The 20,660-nt window shown below is 42.3% G+C and carries 15 protein-coding genes; all 15 read left to right on the forward strand.

Translation table 11 applies throughout. The annotated features are described in order from the left end of the window. Positions 1-51: 51 nt before the first annotated feature. Entirely contained in the window at positions 52-3,528 is a 3,477-nt protein-coding gene (gene dnaE / locus GHNINEIG_RS05870; protein WP_135795785.1) for a DNA polymerase III subunit alpha, read from the forward strand. Between the two features lie 191 nt (positions 3,529-3,719). After that, positions 3,720-5,681, forward strand: coding sequence for an acetate--CoA ligase (gene acs / locus GHNINEIG_RS05875; RefSeq protein ID WP_135795786.1), 1,962 nt, complete (start codon positions 3,720-3,722; stop codon positions 5,679-5,681). 181 nt (positions 5,682-5,862) lie between these two features. Next, positions 5,863-6,168 (forward strand): DUF485 domain-containing protein, encoded by a 306-nt coding sequence (locus GHNINEIG_RS05880; RefSeq protein WP_135795787.1) that lies wholly within the window; start codon positions 5,863-5,865, stop codon positions 6,166-6,168. Next, positions 6,168-7,826: a cation acetate symporter gene (locus tag GHNINEIG_RS05885; RefSeq protein WP_189636939.1), complete on the forward strand. Its 1,659-nt coding sequence runs from the start codon at positions 6,168-6,170 to the stop codon at positions 7,824-7,826. The genes GHNINEIG_RS05880 and GHNINEIG_RS05885 overlap by 1 nt, the downstream gene beginning before the upstream one ends. 84 nt (positions 7,827-7,910) lie before the next feature. Further along, on the forward strand, positions 7,911-9,758 hold the full coding sequence (locus GHNINEIG_RS05890) for a putative nucleotidyltransferase substrate binding domain-containing protein (protein ID WP_135795788.1): 1,848 nt from the start codon (positions 7,911-7,913) through the stop codon (positions 9,756-9,758). A 13-nt stretch (positions 9,759-9,771) separates the two neighbouring features. Further along, entirely contained in the window at positions 9,772-10,395 is a 624-nt protein-coding gene (locus GHNINEIG_RS05895; RefSeq protein ID WP_135795789.1) for a 3'-5' exonuclease, read from the forward strand. Positions 10,396-10,543: 148 nt separating this feature from the next. After that, a complete protein-coding gene (rimP, locus tag GHNINEIG_RS05900) occupies positions 10,544-10,999 on the forward strand; it encodes a ribosome maturation factor RimP (protein ID WP_135795790.1) in 456 nt (151 codons plus the stop codon). A gap of 68 nt (positions 11,000-11,067) precedes the next feature. Further along, positions 11,068-12,555: a transcription termination factor NusA gene (gene nusA / locus GHNINEIG_RS05905; RefSeq protein ID WP_135795791.1), complete on the forward strand. Its 1,488-nt coding sequence runs from the start codon at positions 11,068-11,070 to the stop codon at positions 12,553-12,555. A 19-nt stretch (positions 12,556-12,574) separates the two neighbouring features. Beyond that, on the forward strand, positions 12,575-15,031 hold the full coding sequence (gene infB, locus GHNINEIG_RS05910; RefSeq protein ID WP_135795792.1) for a translation initiation factor IF-2: 2,457 nt from the start codon (positions 12,575-12,577) through the stop codon (positions 15,029-15,031). 116 nt (positions 15,032-15,147) lie between these two features. After that, positions 15,148-15,513, forward strand: a complete 366-nt coding sequence (rbfA, locus tag GHNINEIG_RS05915) for a 30S ribosome-binding factor RbfA (protein WP_135795793.1) — start codon at positions 15,148-15,150, stop codon at positions 15,511-15,513. Positions 15,514-15,544: 31 nt separating this feature from the next. Next, positions 15,545-16,456 (forward strand): tRNA pseudouridine(55) synthase TruB, encoded by a 912-nt coding sequence (gene truB, locus GHNINEIG_RS05920; protein ID WP_135795794.1) that lies wholly within the window; start codon positions 15,545-15,547, stop codon positions 16,454-16,456. Between the two features lie 11 nt (positions 16,457-16,467). Beyond that, a complete protein-coding gene (locus GHNINEIG_RS05925) occupies positions 16,468-17,295 on the forward strand; it encodes a methyltransferase domain-containing protein (RefSeq protein ID WP_135795795.1) in 828 nt (275 codons plus the stop codon). Between the two features lie 23 nt (positions 17,296-17,318). Further along, positions 17,319-17,810: a Crp/Fnr family transcriptional regulator gene (locus GHNINEIG_RS05930; protein ID WP_135795796.1), complete on the forward strand. Its 492-nt coding sequence runs from the start codon at positions 17,319-17,321 to the stop codon at positions 17,808-17,810. Positions 17,811-17,932: 122 nt separating this feature from the next. Next, on the forward strand, positions 17,933-18,199 hold the full coding sequence (rpsO, locus tag GHNINEIG_RS05935; protein ID WP_011370550.1) for a 30S ribosomal protein S15: 267 nt from the start codon (positions 17,933-17,935) through the stop codon (positions 18,197-18,199). A 281-nt stretch (positions 18,200-18,480) separates the two neighbouring features. Continuing rightward, positions 18,481-20,565, forward strand: coding sequence for a polyribonucleotide nucleotidyltransferase (pnp, locus tag GHNINEIG_RS05940; RefSeq protein ID WP_135795797.1), 2,085 nt, complete (start codon positions 18,481-18,483; stop codon positions 20,563-20,565). Positions 20,566-20,660: the final 95 nt, after the last annotated feature.

Consider the following 20,660-nt stretch of genomic DNA (forward strand, 5'->3'; position numbering starts at 1 on the left):
AGCACTTGAAGTTTTTAACTTGCGCTCTAAAAAACGGCCTTTTTACTTTTTATGTCTCAATTTGTACATCTTCATGTCCATTCAGAATATTCGGTAGTCGATTCGACTATTCGAGTGAAGTCCGCTATCTCTCTTGCCCAAAAAAGTCAGCAACCCGCGTTGGCATTAACCGACCAGATGAATATGTTTGCTTTGGTTAAATTTTATACGGCCGCGATGGATGCGGGTATTAAGCCGATTATAGGCTCTGATTTATTGATTGAGGCTGAGGACGGGAACGTTTTTACAGTTGTTTGTTTGTGCCAAAACGACCAAGGTTACCTGAACCTGTCCCATCTGATTTCAATGGCTTATCTCAAGAACCAAAAAGTGGTTCAAAACGATATGAAGGCATTAATCAAACAAGAATGGTTGGCTGAATTCAACGAAGGCCTGATTATTTTATCAGGCGGTAAGGATGGTGATGTGGGTCAAGCCATTTTGGCTGAAAAGCCAAATTTAGCTGCTAAAAGAGTCAGTTGGTGGGCTTCTTATTTCCCGGACCGTTTTTATTTGGAGTTGATTCGTACTGGGCGAAATAAGGAAGAACTTTATATTGCTGGTGCGGTGGATGTTGCTCAACGATATGAGTTACCGGTGGTGGCTACCAATGATATCCGTTTTGAACAGGCGGAAGACTTTGATGCTCATGAAGTACGAGTATGTATTCATGATGGCTATATTTTGGATGATCCGAATCGTCCAAAACGATATTCAGAAGAGCAGTATTATCGTAGTTCGGAAGAAATGGTTGAGTTATTTGAAGATATTCCAGAAGCCATCGAGAACACGGTAGAGATTGCTAAGCGTTGTAATGTCTCTCTGACACTGGGCACTTATTTTCTACCGGATTTCCCTGTGCCAGAAGGGTTGACGCTGGATGAGTACTTTATTTTAGAATCTCAAAAAGGCTTGGATGAGCGTTTGAACTTTTTGTTTGGTGATTTGCCATCTGACGCATTCACTGAAAAACGCAAAGCTTATGATGACCGACTTAAATTTGAGTTGGATATTATCACGCAAATGGGGTTCCCTGGTTATTTCTTTATCGTTGCCGACTTTATCCAATGGGGGAAAAACCACCAGGTTCCGGTGGGTCCGGGGCGTGGGTCCGGGGCTGGGTCATTAGTGGCTTATGCATTAAAGATTACCGATTTGGATCCGCTGGAATATGACTTACTCTTCGAACGTTTCTTGAATCCGGAAAGGGTTTCCATGCCCGATTTTGATGTTGATTTCTGTATGGAGCGTCGTGATGAGGTCATTGATTACGTCGCTCGTGAATATGGTCAGGATCATGTATCTCAGATTGTCACGTTTGGAACCATGGCGGCTAAGGCGGTCGTCAGAGATGTTGGCCGTGTACTTGGGAATGGTTATGGCATGGTGGACAGTATTGCCAAACTGATTCCAAACGATTTAGGGATCAAACTTCAAGGTGCACTGGATCAAGAAGAGCAGCTACAAGAACGCTATGATAATGAAGAAGATGTTCGTCTTTTGATCGATTTGGCTTTGAAGCTGGAAGGCACGGTTCGTAATACTGGGAAGCATGCCGGAGGGGTGGTGATTGGCCCTAAACCTTTAGACCATTTCTGTCCGGTGTTGTGCGAACCTGATGGCAGCAGTGTGGTTACTCAGCTTGATAAAAATGATGTTGAAACGGCAGGCCTGGTCAAATTTGACTTCCTCGGGTTGAGAACTCTGACTATTATTGATTGGGCACTACACTTTATCAATGAAGGGAAGCAACAAGGGGAGGAAGGCTTTGTTGAAATTGAACGGATTCCATTGGATGATGCGGAAACGTTTGATTTAATTAAAACTGGTAAAACGACAGGGGTCTTCCAGTTAGAATCTTCCGGAATGCAAAACCTGATTGTTCGTTTACGTCCGGATTGCTTTGAAGACATTATCGCTTTGGTGGCACTATTCCGTCCTGGTCCGCTTGAATCGGGCATGGTGGATAACTTTATTGCGCGTAAGCATGGTAAAGAAAAAGTGTCTTATCCAGATGCACAATATCAACATGATTCTTTAAAAACCATCCTAGAACCCACTTATGGAGTTATCTTGTACCAAGAGCAAGTCATGCAGATTGCTCAGGTCCTAGCCGGCTATACGCTGGGTGGTGCCGATATGCTTCGTCGAGCCATGGGGAAGAAAAAACCTGAAGAAATGGCGAAGCAGCGCTCTATTTTTAAAGAAGGAGCGATCAAAAATAACGTCGATGGCGACCTGGCCATGAAAATTTTTGACTTGGTAGAAAAGTTCGCTGGATATGGGTTCAACAAATCTCACTCGGCTGCTTATGCGTTGGTTTCTTATCAATCTGCCTGGTTGAAAACGCATTATCCTGCTGAGTTTATGGCGGCGCAGATTTCCTCTGATATGGATAACACCGATAAAGTGGTTCATATGGTCAATGAGTGTTATGCCATGGGGATTGAAGTGGCGCAACCTAGCATTAATGAAGGCGAAATTCACTTTAAAGCCATTCGCGGGCAAAAAGCGGTCCGTTATGGATTGGGCGCCATAAAAGGTGTCGGGGAATCGGCTTTAGAAGGCATTGTTGCTGAGCGTAAACAAAATGGCCCTTATCAGGATTTATTTGATTTTTGTTTACGTGTGACACGAAAAGTGAATAAGCGCGTGATTGAAGCGTTGATTTCTGCCGGAGCGATGGATTGTATTCATGATAATCGCCAGGCAATGCTAGACAGTGTCGGTATGGCATTGCAAAAAGCTGAGCAAAAACAAAAAGATGAAGAAGCTGGTCAAACGGATTTGTTTGGTGATGTCACTTCTTTTGAGGCCGAAAACGAGTCGAAGTTGGTGGATGTTCCTGAAATGCCTGAAAAGCTCCGTTTGAAAGGCGAAAAGGATGTGTTGGGGCTTTATATGACCGGCCACCCAATTGAAATTTATCGGGAAGAACTGGATAAGATGGTTGAGCAGAAACTGTCTGCACTGCGGCCCGAAAAGTGGAATAAAAAATGGGCAGCGGGTCTGATTGTGGAAGCACGCAATAAAGTCACTAGAAACGGGAGTCGAATGGGCTTTCTTGCGATAGATGACCAAACAGCACGTTTGGACGTGGTGTTAAGACCGGCTGTGTTTGAGGCTTGTCGTGACATTTTAATTCCAGATACCGTTATTCTGGTTTATGGTGAGGTAGCGGAAGATACCTTTAATGGCGGTATTAAGCTGGATGCCGAGCAAGTTGTGACATTAGCAGAATCCAGAGCAGAAAAAGCCAGAGCGATAAAACTTTTCGCAGACGACTCTTTGGCTGTCAATCGAATTCAAGAATTATCAACCGTGCTGACGCATTACTCTTCGGAAGAAGGGTTGCCACTTGTGATTGATTATCAAAATGGTGACGCACGCGCGCAAATGATTACGGAAGACGGGGTGACTTTCTTTCCTGATGATGAGCTGTTAGAGGTTTTGAGAGGAAATGGATGGCGTCCTGAGGTGGTTATTTAACCACTGACCCCTTTAAAATCATGGATGATTTTATATAAGCAATACAGGCTATTTTGTCTTAACGGTTTGTTATAAAGTTTTTTTATTCCTAATGCAGGTGTATAACCTATAGAATATAGAAAACTCGACGAACGGTTCTGGTAAGAGCGTTTAATTTTACTGAGAAAACAATTGTCAAATAGGAGACATGAATGTCTAACAACATTGAATCGGTCTTGCAAGAAGACCGAGTGTTCAAACCTACCGAAGCCTTTAAGAAACAGGCGAATATTACTGAAGAAAAATATCAGCAATTGAAGAAAAAGGCCTCTGAAGACTATGAGGGTTTTTGGTCTGATCTGGCCAAAGAAAAACTGAGTTGGTCTAAAGACTTTACGGTTGGGTTGGATGACTCAAACCCTCCTTTTTATAAATGGTTTTCAGATGGTGAGTTGAACGCTTCTTACAATTGTATTGATCGCCATCTGGCGGAGAAAGAAGACAAGTTAGCGATTATTTTTGAAGCGGATGATGGTTCCGTAGAGCAATATACTTATAAGGATTTACATGATGAAGTATGTCGCTTAGCAAATGCATTGACAGCACAGGGGGTTGAAAAAGGGGATCGTGTGGTGATTTACATGCCGATGATTCCTCAAGCCGTATTTGCGATGCAGGCCTGTGCTCGTATCGGTGCGATTCATTCAATTGTGTTTGGTGGTTTCTCTGCAGAAGCTTTGCGTGATCGTATTGAAGATGCCGGCGCCAAAATGGTCATTACCGCAAATGCCGGTCGTCGCGGTGGTAAATCTGTTCCCTTGAAAGGCGCGGTAGACGAAGCACTTGAAAAAGGCGGCGATTCGGTTCGTAAAGTCATTGTTTATAAGCGTACGGACGATGACGTTAAGATGAAAGACGATCGTGACATCTCATGGCACGATGCAGTGGCCGGCATGAGTAACTACCATGATGCCGTGATGGTGAATGCGGAACACCCTTTATTTTTACTTTACACTTCAGGTTCAACAGGGAAGCCGAAAGGTATTCAGCACAGTACAGGGGGATACCTGTTAAATGCTCATCTAACTAATGAGTGGGTTTTTGACTTAAAAGACAGTGATGTTTTTTGGTGTACTGCTGATGTAGGCTGGATTACGGGTCATACTTATGTGGCTTATGGCCCGTTATCCATGGGAATGACCATGCTGATGTTCGAAGGTGTACCAACCTACCCTGATGCTGGACGTTTCTGGCAAATTTGTCAGGATCATGGTGTTACGGTGTTCTATACCGCTCCAACCGCCATTCGCGCATTGATGAAGTTTGGGGATGACTTACCGAAACAATATGATTTGTCTAAATTAAGACTGTTGGGAACGGTCGGAGAACCGATCAATCCAGAAGCGTGGATGTGGTATCACGAAGTGATTGGTCGTGGAGAGTGCCCAATTATGGATACTTGGTGGCAAACTGAAACGGGTGCCCATATGATAGCGCCTATTCCAGGTGTGACCGACTTGAAACCGGGCTCTTGTACGAAACCATTGCCTGGAATTGATGCCCATATCGTGGATGAAGAAGGCAAAGAACTCACCCATGGTGAAGGCGGCTATTTGGTTATTCGTAAACCTTGGCCTTCAATGGTTAGAACCATTTGGGGGGATGATGAGCGTTTTGTCGATACGTATTTCGCGATGTTCAAAAATAAATATTATGTCGTTGGTGACAGCGCACATTTAGATACAGATGGCAATTTCTGGATCATGGGACGTATTGATGATGTATTGAATGTATCCGGTCACCGTTTGGGGACGATGGAAATTGAATCTGCATTGGTGTCGCATGAAAAAGTAGCTGAGGCAGCTGTGGTTGGTAAACCGCATGATGTTAAAGGGGAATCCGTTTTCGCATTTGTTGTACTGAATCAGGAAATTCCAGAAGGGGATGCGCGTCTAGCATTGGTGCAAGAGCTACGTAATCACGTTGCAAAAGAAATTGGACCGATTGCCAAACCTGATGATATTCGTTTCGGTTCAAATTTACCGAAAACTCGATCCGGTAAAATTATGCGCCGTCTGTTAAGAAGTATTGCCAAAGGAGAGGAGATTACATCAGATACCTCTACTTTGGAAGACCCGAGCATTTTGGACCAGTTTATGCAGCCGAATAAATAAGATAGGCATTATAAACTGCACCAGAATTATTAAAGCCGCAAAGGGATAGAGATAATGCTCTAGACCTGCAGGCTTTAATAATATTTATGGCTCGTTTAAGAGTCATATTTTAAAGAACTTAACCGTAAAATAAATATAAGTGATGCTACGGTTGGGGATTAACTATCATAGGAGGAAGGCTTTGGAACAGTCTAAAATTGAGAAGATCAAGAATCTTCCAGAATATCAACAGCTTGTTAAAGAGCGTACCGCACTGGCGTGGGGACTTTCTTTAGCAATGTTGGTGGTTTATTACGGTTACATTTTGCTTTTAGCATTTGATCCGGCATTTTTTACAACCATTGTTAGCGGTAGCTATGTCTCAATTGGGTTTCCAGTTGGGGTCGCAATCATTATTTTTGCATTCTTATTAACGGGATACTACGTTAAGAAGGCGAATGCGGATTTTGATGAATTAACTGCTAAAATTAAAAAAGAGGTTGAATAATGAAATTCGGATTTAAACAGTTATTAGCCTTAATGGTTATGATTGCAGCTCCAATCACTGCTTATGCAGCTGGGATTGATGTTGCAGCGCCTGTTGAAAAAGTCACCAATTGGTCGGCTATTTCAATGTTTGTTATCTTTGTAGGGGCGACTTTGTATATCACCTACTGGGCAGCCCAAAGAACCAAGTCTGCTAAAGATTTTTATGCTGCCGGTGGTGGTATTACAGGTCTTCAAAATGGTTTGGCGATTGCCGGTGACTATATGTCTGCCGCGTCTTTCCTTGGGATTACAGGGATGGTTTACCTAAAAGGGTATGATGGTTTGATTTTTGCCATTGGTTTCCTTGTTGGTTGGCCGATTATCCTTTTCTTGATGTCTGAACGTCTAAGAAACCTAGGGAAATTTACCTTTGCGGATGTGGCAGCTTATCGCTTCCAGCAAACACCTATTCGTGTTTTAGCGGCCTTTGGTGGGATTGCAGTTGTTATTCTGTATCTGATCGCACAAATGGTAGGTGCAGGTAAGTTAATCGAGCTTTTGTTTGGTTTAGATTTCAATTACGCCGTTGTCATGGTCGGTATCTTGATTATTGCTTACGTTTCATTTGGTGGGATGTTGGCAACGACTTGGGTACAAATCATCAAGGCGGTTCTGTTACTGTCGGGTGCAACCTTTATTGCCGTTGCGGTCATGTATAACATGGGATTCAGCTTTGAAACCTTGTTTAAAACAGCCGTAGAAAACCGTGAAAACAACATGGATATCTTGTACTCAGGTGGATTTGTTTCTGATCCAATTAACGCGATTTCATTAGGGATTGCCTTGATGTTTGGTACCGCTGGTTTACCACATATCCTAATGCGATTCTTTACAGTTCCTGACGCAAAAGAAGCCCGTAAGTCGGTATTTTATGCGACCGGTTTCATTGGGTATTTTTATATTCTAGCTTTCATCATCGGTTTCGGTGCGATTGCGATGGTGGTTGCGTCTGAGTATATGGATGGTTCTAAGTTAATCGGTGGTAATAATATGGCGGCAATTCACTTGTCTCATGTTATTGGTGGTGACTTCTTCCTCGGCTTTATTTCTGCTGTCGCATTTGCCACAATCCTGGCAGTTGTGTCTGGTTTGACACTGGCAGGTGCTTCTGCGATTTCACATGATATTTATGCGAATGTGATTAATAAAAACGCGACAGAAGAGCAAGAAACTAAAGTTGCAAAAGGTGCGACCTTTGTGATCGGTGCCTTAGCGATTATCTTCGGGATTGGGTTTAAAGATCAAAACATCGCTTTCGTGGTGGCTTTGGCCTTTACAATCGCAGCTTCGGCTAACTTCCCAGTGTTGATTATGTCGATGTTCTGGAGCAAGATGACCACACGTGGTGCTGTTATTGGTGGATGGTTAGGGTTAATCTCTGCCGTTGTAATGGTTGTGTTAGGACCGGTTGTTTGGACGCAAATCCTTGCAATGGGTGACGCAATTGTACCTTACAAGTTCCCAGCATTGTTCACAGTGATCATTGCCTTTGTAGGTATCTGGTTCTTCTCTATCACGGATAAATCCGCTAGAGCGAAGCAAGATCTTGAAGGATTTGAAGCTCAGTTTGTGAGATCGCAAACAGGGATCGGCGCTGAAGGCGCTTCGAACCACTAAGTTGGTTAAAATTCAAATTTTCAAGTAAGATAAAGGAGGCTTTTTAGCCTCCTTTTTTGTTTGGGTTTCAGTGAGAGTGACATTATGTCTATTCAACAACAGCTAAATTTTTTAAAGCAAGTGGAACCATTTTCTGCTTTGAGCTTGAAAGAATTGACGCACTTAGCTTCTGCTTTGGATGTAGTGTATTTTCCTTTAAAGACAACGCTTGAGCTATCAAGTCGTGCGTCTTCAAAGCAAAGTACATTTTTATATTTTGTGATTAAAGGTCATATTGCTGAATTTGATGAAAGCAATCGTCAACGAGCGGTTTACGGTGCAAATACTTTTTTCGGGGATGGTTTGTTATTAAAAAGAGAATCGTACCTTCGTTATGAAGTGATTGAAGAGGCAATTGCTTATCGCTTGCCGCAAGCGGTTTTTCTTGAGTTGATGTCTCAACCCGAGATTCAAGGATTCTTTATCGATGATATCACTGCAAAATTGAATCGACTGCATGCACAAATTCAAGCCGAGTCCTCTAGTGAGGCTTTAATGGGAGTTGTTGAAGAAGCGCCGCTACAATCTCTAGTGGAGGTCAACGAGTCGACAGGTATTGGAGAGTGTGTGCAAAAGATGCAGCAATACCAAACGGATGCTTGTGTGGTACATTTCAGCGCTTCAAATGAAGTAGGGATAGTCACTTCAATTGATTTACTTAATGCGCTGGCATTGGACCACCTTTCTGTCGAGTCGGAGGTCGGAAGCTTGGCGACAGTGCCGATTATATCGGTTCATCAATTCGATTATTTATTTAATGCACTCCTTAAGATGACGAAGTTTCGAATCAATCGTTTAGTGGTTCGGTCTGATGACGGCTTAGTTGGCGTATTGCACCAGAAAGATTTAATGGGAATGTTTGCCAACCAGTCTGGCTTGGTGGTGTTGAGTGTTCAGCAAGCGGAAAAGATAGAAGATTTGAAAAGTGTGATTCATCAAATTGATGCATTGGTGATCAACTTAAATAACCGGGGTGTGAAAACGCATTATATTGCCAAATTGGTCAATGAGCTGCACCGCAAAATCATGGAAAAAGTGTTTGAGTTTTTAAAACCTTTTCCAGAACTTGAATCTGGCTGTTTGCTGGTGATGGGCAGTGAAGGGCGTGCTGAGCAAGTGATTAGAACGGATCAGGATAATGCCTTTATTTTACCGGATTCCGCTAAGAATCTCCCAGGCCTGGTCGATTTTATGCAAGAGTTCACGCATAGCTTAATTGAACTAGGGTTTCCTCCATGTCCCGGCAATATCATGGTTTCAAACCCTGTATGGTGTCAAACTCTGTCGAATTTAAAGCAACAGCTTAGAGAATGGATGACTCAGCCGACAGCCGATGCTTTTATGAATTTATCGATTTTCTTTGATGCTGATGTCGTTCTAGGGGATGAGTCGTTACTCTTAGAAGCCAAGCAAGTTATGTTGACATGGGTGGCCGCGAACCAACATTTTCTACCGCATTTTGCCAAGCCCGTGTTGCAGTTTGAGACCCCTATCAGTTTTTTTGGCAAACTGGTCACGGATAAAAAGTCTCACAAATCTCAGATTGATCTTAAAAAAGGCGGTGTTTTCCCAATTGTTCACGGTGTTCGATGCCTGGCAATTGAAAAAGGGATTTTGAAAACGAATACCCATTGGCGTATAAAAGCTTTGATGGAACAAGGTGTTTTAACAGATTCATTTGGTATAGAGCTGGGAGAGACTTTAAATTTTTTAAACACGCTCAGGTTGGAATCGATGGTTGATCAAGTGCGACGAAATAAAATGCCGAATAACTTTTTGCAGGTGTCTGACTTAACGCCTATTCAGCAGGATTTATTAAAAGAGGCCTTTAATGTTGTGAATCGTTTCAAAAAATTGATAGATCATCATTTTAAAGTTTCTGCGGTTTTATAGGTTTTTATCATTTATGTTTGAGCGGCTAAAGCAACATTGGAATCGAAATCGGTTAAAAGATCCGCGCTTTGCATTTTTATTTGATATCGCCTCAGACGATGAAGTTGTTTGTTTTGATTGTGAAACGACAGGGTTAAATCCTCGTAAAGACCGGATCGTTTCTTTAAGTGCCATGAAAATTCGCGGAAACGAAATCTTGACGAGTGAGGCATTAAGTTTAACTTTTGCGCAAGAGCAGACAATTTCAGAAGAGAGTATTAAGATCCACTGGATTCGCAACGAAGATACGAAAGCCGGGTTGAGCCAGCAAGAGGGGATTGAAGCCTTTTTACATTTTATCGGCTCTCGACCGTTGGTTGGATATTATTTAGAATTTGATGTTGCGATGGTCAATCAAATTATCAAGCCTTGGCTGGGCATTACATTGCCCAATTCTCAAATTGAAGTGTCATCCCGTTATTATGATTATAAAGAAGAGATTATTCCTAAAAAAATCATAGACTTGTCTTTCGAAGCGATTTTAAAGGATTTAGAATTGCCCAATTTAGGTCAGCATGATGCGTTTAGTGATGCCTTTATGACCAGTCTGATCTATATCAAATTGAAGTCATTAGAAAACTACCAAGGCCTTTATTGACATAGACGGGGTTTGTAGCTATAATATTTTCAGTTTTTTAAATCTTCATTAAGAGAAAGAAATTGGTTCAAGACTTCTTTCTGCTTAAATTTTAAAAACCCCGTTTTTACGGGGTTTTTTATTTTTTGAATTAAGGAAAGTACCCTCTGTGACCTTGGAAGATAAGATTGAAAATTTATTACGACCAACAATTGAAACCATGGGGTTTCAGTTTTGGGGGTGTGAATATTTGCCTGCTGGGAAACATTCCACTTTAAGAGTTTATATTGATAAAGACGAAGTGGGTGTCACGGTCGATGATTGTGGAAAGGTAAGTCGTCAGGTGAGCGCGATTATGGATGTAGAAGATCCGATATCGAATGCTTATATGTTAGAAGTGTCCTCTCCTGGGATGGATAGACCTTTGTTTCATCCAGAGCAATATAAGGCTTATGAAGGTCAAGAGGTTCAAGTCAGAACGTCTAGCCCTGTTATGGGTCGAAAACGCTTTAAAGGTGTCATGTCACAAGTGTCAGAAAGTGATATTGCCGTTGAAGTTGATGGTGAACTTTACGAGATTCCTTTTAGTTTAATTGACAAAGCCAATGTAGTTCCCCAGTTTTGATGAATTAAGCAAAGGGTTTTAACCCTTTAAAGTAAATATAACGTACCCCCTATTTTGAGGAAATAGAAATGAGTAAGGAAGTTTTAGCAGTTGTTGAAATCATGTCTAACGAAAAAGGCGTGGAAAAAGAAATTATCTTTGAGGCCATTGAAGCGGCTCTAGCGACAGCAACTAGAAAAAGTCATAACGATGAAATTGACGCCCGTGTTTCTATTGATCGACATACGGGTGATTATGAGACTTTCCGTCGTTGGGAAGTGATTGAAGACGATGTTGAGATTGAAGATCATGTCGGTTGGTATATTCGCCACATGGATGCGGTCGATGTTGAGCCGCATATTGAACCAGGCGAATTTATTGAAGAGCCGATTGAGTCAATCGAGTTTGGTCGTATTGGTGCGCAAACAGCGAAACAAGTGATTATTCAGAAAGTCCGTGAAGCTGAGCGTAAAAAAGTGGTTGAAGAATATTCAAAACGCATCGGAGAAATTTTAACCGGTCAGGTGAAACGTATTGACCGCGGCGATGTCATTCTGGATTTAGGTGATAATGTTGATGCTGTCATTCCTCGTGCAGAATTGATTAACCGTGAAAACTTTAAAATGGGCGATCGTGTCCGTGCTTACGTTCAAGATGTTTCTTTCCGCCCTCGCGGTCCACAGATTTTCATGTCTCGTGCATGTAAAGAAATGTTGATGGAACTGTTTAAAATCGAAGTGCCTGAAATTGGTGACGACTTAATCGATATTATGAGTGCTGCTCGTGATGTGGGATTAAGAGCTAAAGTTGCCGTTCGTGCTAACGATCCGCGCTTAGACCCGATTGGTGCCTGTGTTGGGATGCGTGGTGGACGTGTTCAAGCGGTTACCAATGAATTAAACGGAGAGCGTATCGATATTATCCTTTGGGATTCAAATGATGCGCAATTTGTCATCAATGCTATGGCACCCGCTGAAGTCACTTCTATCATGGTTGATGAAGATAAGCACACCATGGATTTGGCAGTTGATGATGAGCAGTTGTCTCAGGCAATTGGTAAAAATGGTCAAAATATCCGTCTGGCAACTGAGTTGACAGGGTGGGAGCTGAATGTCATGTCTGAAACCGATATGGCTGCTAAGCATGAAACAGAATCGAAAGGTCAGATGGATTTATTCGTCAATGGCTTGGAAGTCGATGAAGAACTTGCAGAAGTTCTAGTGGCAGAAGGGTTTACAACACTTGAAGAAGTTGCGTATGTACCGGCTGCAGAAATGTTAGAGATTGAAGGCTTTGATGAAGAAATTGTTGCAGCTTTGAAAGAAAGAGCTAAAGATGCACTGTTGACTCAAGCAATTGCAAACGAAGAAAAAACAGCCATGGCTGAACCAGCGCAAGATTTATTGGACTTAGAAGGCATGACTGAAGAAATGGCAAAAACGCTCGCTTCTAAAGGAATCATCACTCAGGAAGATTTAGCTGAATTAGGCACGGATGAATTATTAGAAATAGTAGAGATGGATGCGGACGCAGCTAGCGAATTGATTTTGAAAGCACGCGCACCATGGTTTGAATAATCTAGGAGGGCACTAGTGTATGTCTCAAGTATCAATTAAACAGTTTGCCGAAACATTAAAACTTTCTGTTGATAAGTTATTATCACAGTTAGAAGAAGCAGGCGTTTCAGGTAAAAAAGAAGCTGACTTTTTATCTGATGATGAAAAAATGACGTTATTAAATTACCTGAAAGGGCTCCATGGAGAAAAGGTGGATGCACCCAAGAAGGTAACGTTGAAAAGAAAGCAAGTTCAAAAGCTAAACTTGTCTTCAGGTGCCGGTAAAAGAACTGTGAATGTTGAAGTTCGTAAAAAACGAACTTACGTTAAAAAGCCGGAAACAGTTGAAGAGCCAGTTGTCGAAGAGCCTATCGTTGAAGAAGCAGTGGTGGAAGCGCCAGAAGTGGATGTTGCAACGGAAAGTAAAGCAACTAAAGAAGCTGAAACACTAAAAGAAAAAGCAGCTGAAGCGCCAGTGTCACCTGAGGCGATTTTAGATGTTGTGCCAGAACCGGTTCCTGTTGAAACCGATAAAAAGCATAAGCACGATAAGAAAAAACAAAATAAAGCGCCGATTAAGGAAGAACCAAAACATAAAGGGAAACCTAAGCCTAAAGAGAAGCAGTCTAAAAAGACACTTGCTATGTCTGGGGATCAATCATTTGGTCGTCGTCGTCATAAAGGGCATAAAAAATCTCATAATACTGACAATGAACATGGTTTCCAAAAGCCTGTTGAAAAACAAGTTAGAGATGTCCCGCTAGGTGAAACCATCAAGGTTTCAGAACTGGCCGACAAGATGGCTGTTAAAGCTACAGAAGTAATCAAAACGATGATGGGCTTTGGCTCCATGGTAACGATTAACCAAGTGTTGGATCAGGAAACTGCTCAGTTAGTGGTTGAAGAAATGGGCCACAAACCTGTTTTAGTAAATGAAAACCAGATTGAAGATGATGTTGTAAACCAAGATTATAATGGTGAAACAGTACAACGCTCTCCTGTGGTTACAATCATGGGGCACGTCGACCATGGTAAAACCTCTCTTTTGGATCATATTCGTAAAGCGAAAGTGGCTCATGGTGAGTCTGGTGGAATTACTCAGCACATCGGTGCTTATCATGTTGAAACGGGTCATGGTGGTGTGACCTTTATCGATACCCCAGGGCATGAAGCCTTTACAGCAATGCGTGCACGTGGTGCCAAAGTGACGGATGTTGTTGTCATTGTTGTTGCTGCCGATGATGGCGTGATGCCGCAAACCAAAGAAGCGATTCAGCATGCGAAAGCCGCTAACTTGGGGATGGTGATTGCGATTAACAAAATGGATAAGGAAGGCGCTAACCCTGACAGAGTCATGCAAGAACTGGTGTCTGAGGAAGTGGTACCGGAAGAATGGGGTGGTGACACTCAGTTCGTTCGTGTTTCCGCTAAATCAGGTGAAGGTATCGATGATTTACTGGATGCAATCTTATTGCAATCAGAAATCCTAGAACTTGAAGCACCGCTTGAAGGACCTGCAAAAGGGGTTGTCGTAGAGTCTCGATTAGATAAAGGTCGTGGTCCGGTCGCAACTGTACTGGTACAAGCGGGAACCCTGAAGAAAGGTGATATTGCTTTGTGTGGTATGGAATATGGTCGTGTTCGTGCTCTGGTTAACGAAAGTGGTGAACAAGTCGAAAGCGCTGGTCCATCCATCCCTGTAGAAGTACTGGGGATGTCTGGTGTACCGGTTGCGGGTGATGACATGATTACGGTGGAATCAGAGCGTAAAGCACGTGAAGTTGCGATGTTCCGTCAAAGCAAGCACAAAGAGAAGAAAATTGCGCGTCAACAGAAGTCTAAGTTGGATAATATGTTCAACAAGATGGAAGAGGGAGAAGTTCAGAATGTGAACATCATCCTAAAAGCAGACGTACAAGGGTCAATCGAAGCTATCGTTGATGCCCTTGTGAAACTTTCAAATGATGAAGTGAAAGTGTCAGTTGTTTCTTCAGGTGTTGGTGGGATTACAGAAACCGATGCCAACCTAGCTCTGGCCTCAGATGCGTTAATTTTCGGGTTTAACGTCCGTGCGGATGCTAAGGCGAAACGTTTGATTGACAGCGAAGGTATTTTCTTAAAATACTATAGCGTTATTTATGAAATCGTCGATGAAGTGAAACGCGCGATTGAAGGTAAGCTGGCGCCAGATTTCAAAGAAGAAATTATCGGTGTTGCTGATGTTCGTGATGTCTTTAAAGCGCCTAAAATCGGCTTGATTGCAGGTTGTATGGTCACAGAAGGCGTGGTGAAACGTAATAATCCGATTCGTGTACTTCGTGATAATATCGTTATTTACCAGGGTGCGCTTGAGTCTCTACGTCGTTTTAAAGATGATGTACCTGAAGTTCGTCAAGGCATGGAATGCGGTATCGGAGTTAAAGACTATAACGATGTTAAAGTCGGTGACCAGATTGAAGTTTATGAGCGCGTTGAAGTTAAACGTACTTTAGACTAATTAAGCTCACGTCTTTGTTTTAAAAGTAGATTGCTTTTAAAGCAAAGAGAGATTATTTTTTCAGTGCCCCGTCATCGGGGCATTGTTGTTTCTAGCTAATAAAAGAGAAAACTATTATGAATGAAGAAGTCAGTAGACCGACTCGGGTGGCTTTAGAAATTCGCAAAACTTTAATGGAAATCTTACACCGTGATACCAAAGATCCTCGCTTGGAGAAAGTGAATATCACCGAATGTAAAATTTCAAAGGATTTAAGTGTTGCGACGGTTTATTTCACCATTATCGGTGTGAATGAAAAAGATCAGCCAGCGCAAGATGCCATTAAAGCGTTGGAAAAAGCGAAAGGGTTCTTTCGTTCGGAAATCGGGAAACGCATGAATTTACGCATCACCCCTGAAGTGCGCTTTTTCTATGATACGGTTGCGGAGAATGCGAGCCATATTGAAGAGTTGATTTTTAAAGCGCTTCATCAAAAGAAATAACACCTTTTAACGTTAATAATTACGGTTCAGCATGGCAAAAAAGCAATGGCAAAATATTGATGGGATTGTCCTTTTAAATAAGCCCGAAGGTGTGACTTCAAATGGGTTACTACAACAGGTTAGGCGAGTTTATAATGCCAAGAAAGCAGGGCATACAGGCGCCTTAGACCCTTTTGCAACAGGGTTGCTCCCTATTTGTTTAGGAGAGGCCACAAAAGTTTCCGGTTTGTTGTTAGATTCAGATAAACGGTATATTGCCACATTGCAATTAGGGGTTGAAACGGACTCTGGAGATAAGGATGGCAACCCCCTGAAGACGGTTCCTGTTCCTGCGTTGAGTAAAGAGATGTTGGAGACGGTATTTTCTCAGTTTGAGGGCGATATTATGCAGGTTCCTCCGATGTATTCGGCTTTGAAGCATCAAGGGAAACCTTTATACGAATATGCTCGAAAAGGTATTCATATTGAACGTGCGGCACGCCCAGTCCGTATTTATGAATTAAAGTTAATTGGTTTTGAAAACACGGTTGTGCATTTTGAAGTGCTATGTTCAAAAGGCACTTATGTCAGAACACTTGGGGAAGATATTGCGAAAGCGTTAGGAACAGTCGGACACTTGACCGGACTGCATCGAACGCAAACCGGTGCCTTGACCGGAGATGCAATGGCGACCCTAGAAGAAATCGAGTTGCATAAAGACGCTTATCTTCAACCCTTGGATCTGCCGCTAAAACACCTTCAAGCAATTCATTTGAATGCAGATGAAACAGATAAAATTCTGCATGGAGGCAAACTGGCCGTTGAAGAGCCTCAAACTCCCTTAGTCCGGTTTTACGATCCGCAGGAGCGTTTTATCGGAGTTGGTGAGTGGCAGACAGAAAAACAACTACTGAAGCCTAAGCGGTTGTTTAATTTAGCGACTGCCAACGAATCACTGCCTTAAAAGAGCTTAGGATGGGATACAACCCTGATCTATCATTAGTCGATACGCGCAGTTTTGATGCGTTTAGAGAAAGTCATTTTAAGTTGGCCACTCACTTGCCTTGGCCTGAATTGAAATTTCGTTTGAATGAATTGCCGGCAAGGCCTGCTAAGTTACAACTGGTTGCAGATGAGATAAATATTCAGGATGTCCAGCAATTCCTAATGGAAAAAGGCTATGAAGTTGTATGGTGTGTTTCCGATCTGCAATACCTTGCGGTTATTCAAAATTTACCAGGCCTGGCCGTTTCTGGAACGGAATCGCATGTTTTATGGTCGCCTAGTCCGTTGATTGAAGAGTTTTTAACGAATTATGTTGAGCATTCTTTTTCAAACACAACTCCTGTCGCGATCGATATCGGGTGTGGTGGTGGACGAGATGCGGTTTATCTGTCTATGAACGGTTGGCAAGTGATCGGTATTGACCATAAAGAAGCGGTAATACAGCGTGCCAAGCAGTTAGCAAAATGCCATCAACAACAGATTGAATGGAAAAACTGTTCCGTTAACACCGCCGGTTGTTTGCCCAGTCAATCTGTTGATCTTGTTGTGGTCATTCGATACCTCAACCGGGCGTTATTTGATACCTTTAAAACCATGCTAAAGCCAGAAGGATATGTCGTTTTTCAAACTTTTGTTGAAGGGGTGGAAGCATTTGGATCTCCTAAAAATCCAAATTATATTTTGAAAAAAGGAGAACTGGCAAAAACCTTTGAAGATTTTCATGTAATTGTTGATAGAATAGATACACTTGATGATGGGCGCCCTGTGGCGTCCTTTATTGCGCAAAAGATAAAATAAAAGATTAGAAAGAGATTGATACTATGTTAAATATGACTGCCGCCGAATTGTTTGATTATTTTCAAGAAAATGCGATTTGTGAATCATTGACTCGTCCTGATGTCGAAGTGATGAGTGAGTTTTTACAAGAAAAACAATTGAAAAAAGGCGATGTTATTTTCGACATGGGAGATGTAGGAGATTCCATGTTCTTCATTGTGAAAGGGAAGGTGGCTTTCACTACGACAGATGGGCAAGATGAGGCTGAAGTCGGGGTACAAGGTCCTGGCAATTTGATTGGAGAAATGTCATTCTTCGACAGAAAGCCTCGTATGTTGAAAATGTCTGCAAAATCAAAAGAAGTGACTTTGTTAGAGATTAAACGCCCAATGTATGATCGCCTTAAAGTTGAACATCCTTATATCGCCGTGAACCTGGTTGAAAATGCAGTGGTCAGTTTAGATCATTTGGTAAGAGCCTTGAGTCAAGATGTTTCTCATTTTGAACATTATATGGTTGGATTTGGGCGTCATTAATACGAATTTTCTTACCTAGAATCATAGACAAAAGGCAAAGACCGTGTATAATACGCTCTTTCATTTCTGCCATCGGTTGCGGAATGAAAGATTTTTTAACCGATTTATCAAGGATAAAAGTTATGTTAACACCAGAAGATAAAGCAGCGATTGTTGCTGAATATGCAACATCAGAAGGCGATACAGGTTCTCCAGAAGTACAAGTGGCGTTATTAACGCACCGTATCACTTATTTGACAGAGCACTTTAAAAGCCATATTCATGACAACCACTCTCGTACAGGTCTTTTACGTTTAGTAAGCCGTCGTCGTAAGTTGCTTGATTATTTGCATAAGAAAAATGCACAAAGATATTTTGATTTGATCAAAAAACTTGGTCTACGTAAGTAAGAATCGCCAAGCAGAAAAAAACCCCGCACAGCGGGGTTTTTTTTTAGCTGAATAAAACAAAGCTTTTGCGATAAATCTTGCTCAGTCTGTTGTTTGCTGTGTGATTTGTTGTAAAATGTTTCAGCGTTTAATTTTTTATTTTTACGACCCAGGCCGGAAACCGTTTTAAGCCTGAATCCTTAGCTGTTTTAATGTGTAAAAAATGTCTAAGGATTCAGGTTTCATAGGCTAGGTAGGTCGTTGATACGACAACTCGTATCTAACCTGACAAGGAATATGTTATGTCTAAGTTTATTAAGTCTTTTCAGTATGGAAAGCATGAAGTTCGTTTTGAAACCGGTGAAATAGCACGTCAAGCAGATGGTGCGGTAATGGTCGCAATGGGCGATACCCAGCTATTAGTGACGGTTGTCGGTGCGAAAAGTGCCAAAGCAGGTCAGGACTTTTTTCCATTAACGGTACAGTATCAAGAAAAAGCTTATGCCGCGGGTCGTATTCCTGGGGGGTTCTTAAAGCGTGAAGGCCGACCTTCAGAAAAAGAAACATTAACGTCTCGTTTAATTGACCGTCCAATTCGACCTTTATTCCCGAAAGGGTTTATGAACGAAGTACAGATCATTGCCACAGTGGTTTCTTTAGACCCAGAAATCGGGACGGAAGTTCCTGCTATGTTAGGAACCTCTGCCGCATTGTCTATTTCAGGTATTCCATTCGATGGCCCGATCGGAGCAGCAGTTGTCGGCTATAAAGACAATGGGTACATTTTGAACCCTTCCAGTCAAGAACTTCAAGAGTCAGACTTGGAGTTGAGTGTTGCAGGAACTTCAGATGCTGTACTGATGGTTGAATCTGAGGCCTCTGAGTTGTCAGAAGAAGTTATGCTGGGCGCGGTCATGTTCGGTCACGAACAGATGCAAGTGGCCATTGATGCAATTAAGGAATTAAAAGCAGAAGTAGGCAAGCCCGCTTGGGATTGGGAGCCAGCCGAAGAAGATGTCGATTTAAAAACCAAAGTTTTTGATGCGATTCGATCAGATATTGAGGCAGCTTACAATATTGCCGATAAAATGGATCGTTATGCAGCGATTGATGCGGCCAAAACCAAAGTAATGGATTCTTTGGCAGCCACAGAAGAAAACCCGGAAGGATACGATGCCGGGGATATCGAAAAAATGGTTGGTAAACTTCAGAAAGAGATTGTGCGTGGTCGTATTATCGCTGGTGAACCACGTATTGATGGTCGTGACACTCAAACCATTCGTGGCATTGATTGTCAGGTCGGTATTTTACCGAAAGTGCATGGTTCAGCCTTATTTACTCGTGGCGAAACGCAAGCCATTGTTGTCACCACGTTAGGCACAGAAAAAGACGCTAAGATGGTCGATGATTTAACGGGATCTTATAGTGATCGTTTCATGCTGCATTATAACTTCCCTCCATACTCTGTAGGAGAGTGCGGTCGAGTTGGAACACCTGGTCGTCGTGAAATCGGTCACGGTATGTTGGCACGCCGTGGGGTAGCGGCTCTGCTACCAACGGCAGAAGAATTCCCTTATACCATTCGTGTTGTGTCTGAAATTACCGAATCTAATGGGTCTTCTTCCATGGCAACTGTGTGCGGCACATCCATGTCTTTAATGCATGCAGGGGTGCCTCTTGCCGCTCCGATTGCAGGGATTGCAATGGGCTTGGTTAAAGAAGAGTCTGGTTTTGCCGTTCTGTCAGATATTCTTGGAGATGAAGATCACCTAGGGGATATGGACTTTAAAGTAGCCGGAACCGAGCAAGGTGTGACGGCATTGCAGATGGATATTAAGATTACTGGAATTACCCAAGAAATTATGCAAATTGCTTTAAAACAAGCCAAAGAAGGTCGTTTGCATATCTTGAAGGAAATGGAAAAAGCAATTGGTTCATCAAACCAAGATGTGGCAACAACGGCGCCACGTTTCTTTACTGTGAAAGTCAAACCTGAAAAAGTACGTGAAATCATCGGTAAAGGTGGCGCAACCATTCGTTCGATTACCGAAGAAACGGGCGTGACCATTGAAATTGATGATGATGGTAATGTGAAAATCGCCGCGGTGGATGATGAATCCGCTAATGCCGCTAAGGCGCGTATTGCAGAGATTACTGCTGAGCCTGAAATTGGTAAAGTTTATGATGCTAAAGTGGTTAAGATTGTCGATTTCGGTGCTTTCGTTTCTTATATGCCTGGCCGTGAAGGGTTGGTCCATGTTTCACAAATTGCCGATGAACGTGTCGAAGATGTGAATGAGTATTTGAAAGAAGGACAGGAAATTAAAGTTCGTCTGACAGATGTGGACAAACAAGGCCGTGTCAAGTTATCTATGAAGGCGGTTTAATCGTTTTATCGACTCTTTTTTGGTTTTCAAAAAAGTCTCGTATTCCTTAAAAGGCCGTTTTAACGGCCTTTTTCGCATCTCTAATTAATAAGAAG

Origin of the sequence: Hydrogenovibrio crunogenus, assembly GCF_004786015.1 — a bacterium.
Taxonomy (GTDB): Bacteria; Pseudomonadota; Gammaproteobacteria; order Thiomicrospirales; family Thiomicrospiraceae; genus Hydrogenovibrio; species Hydrogenovibrio crunogenus.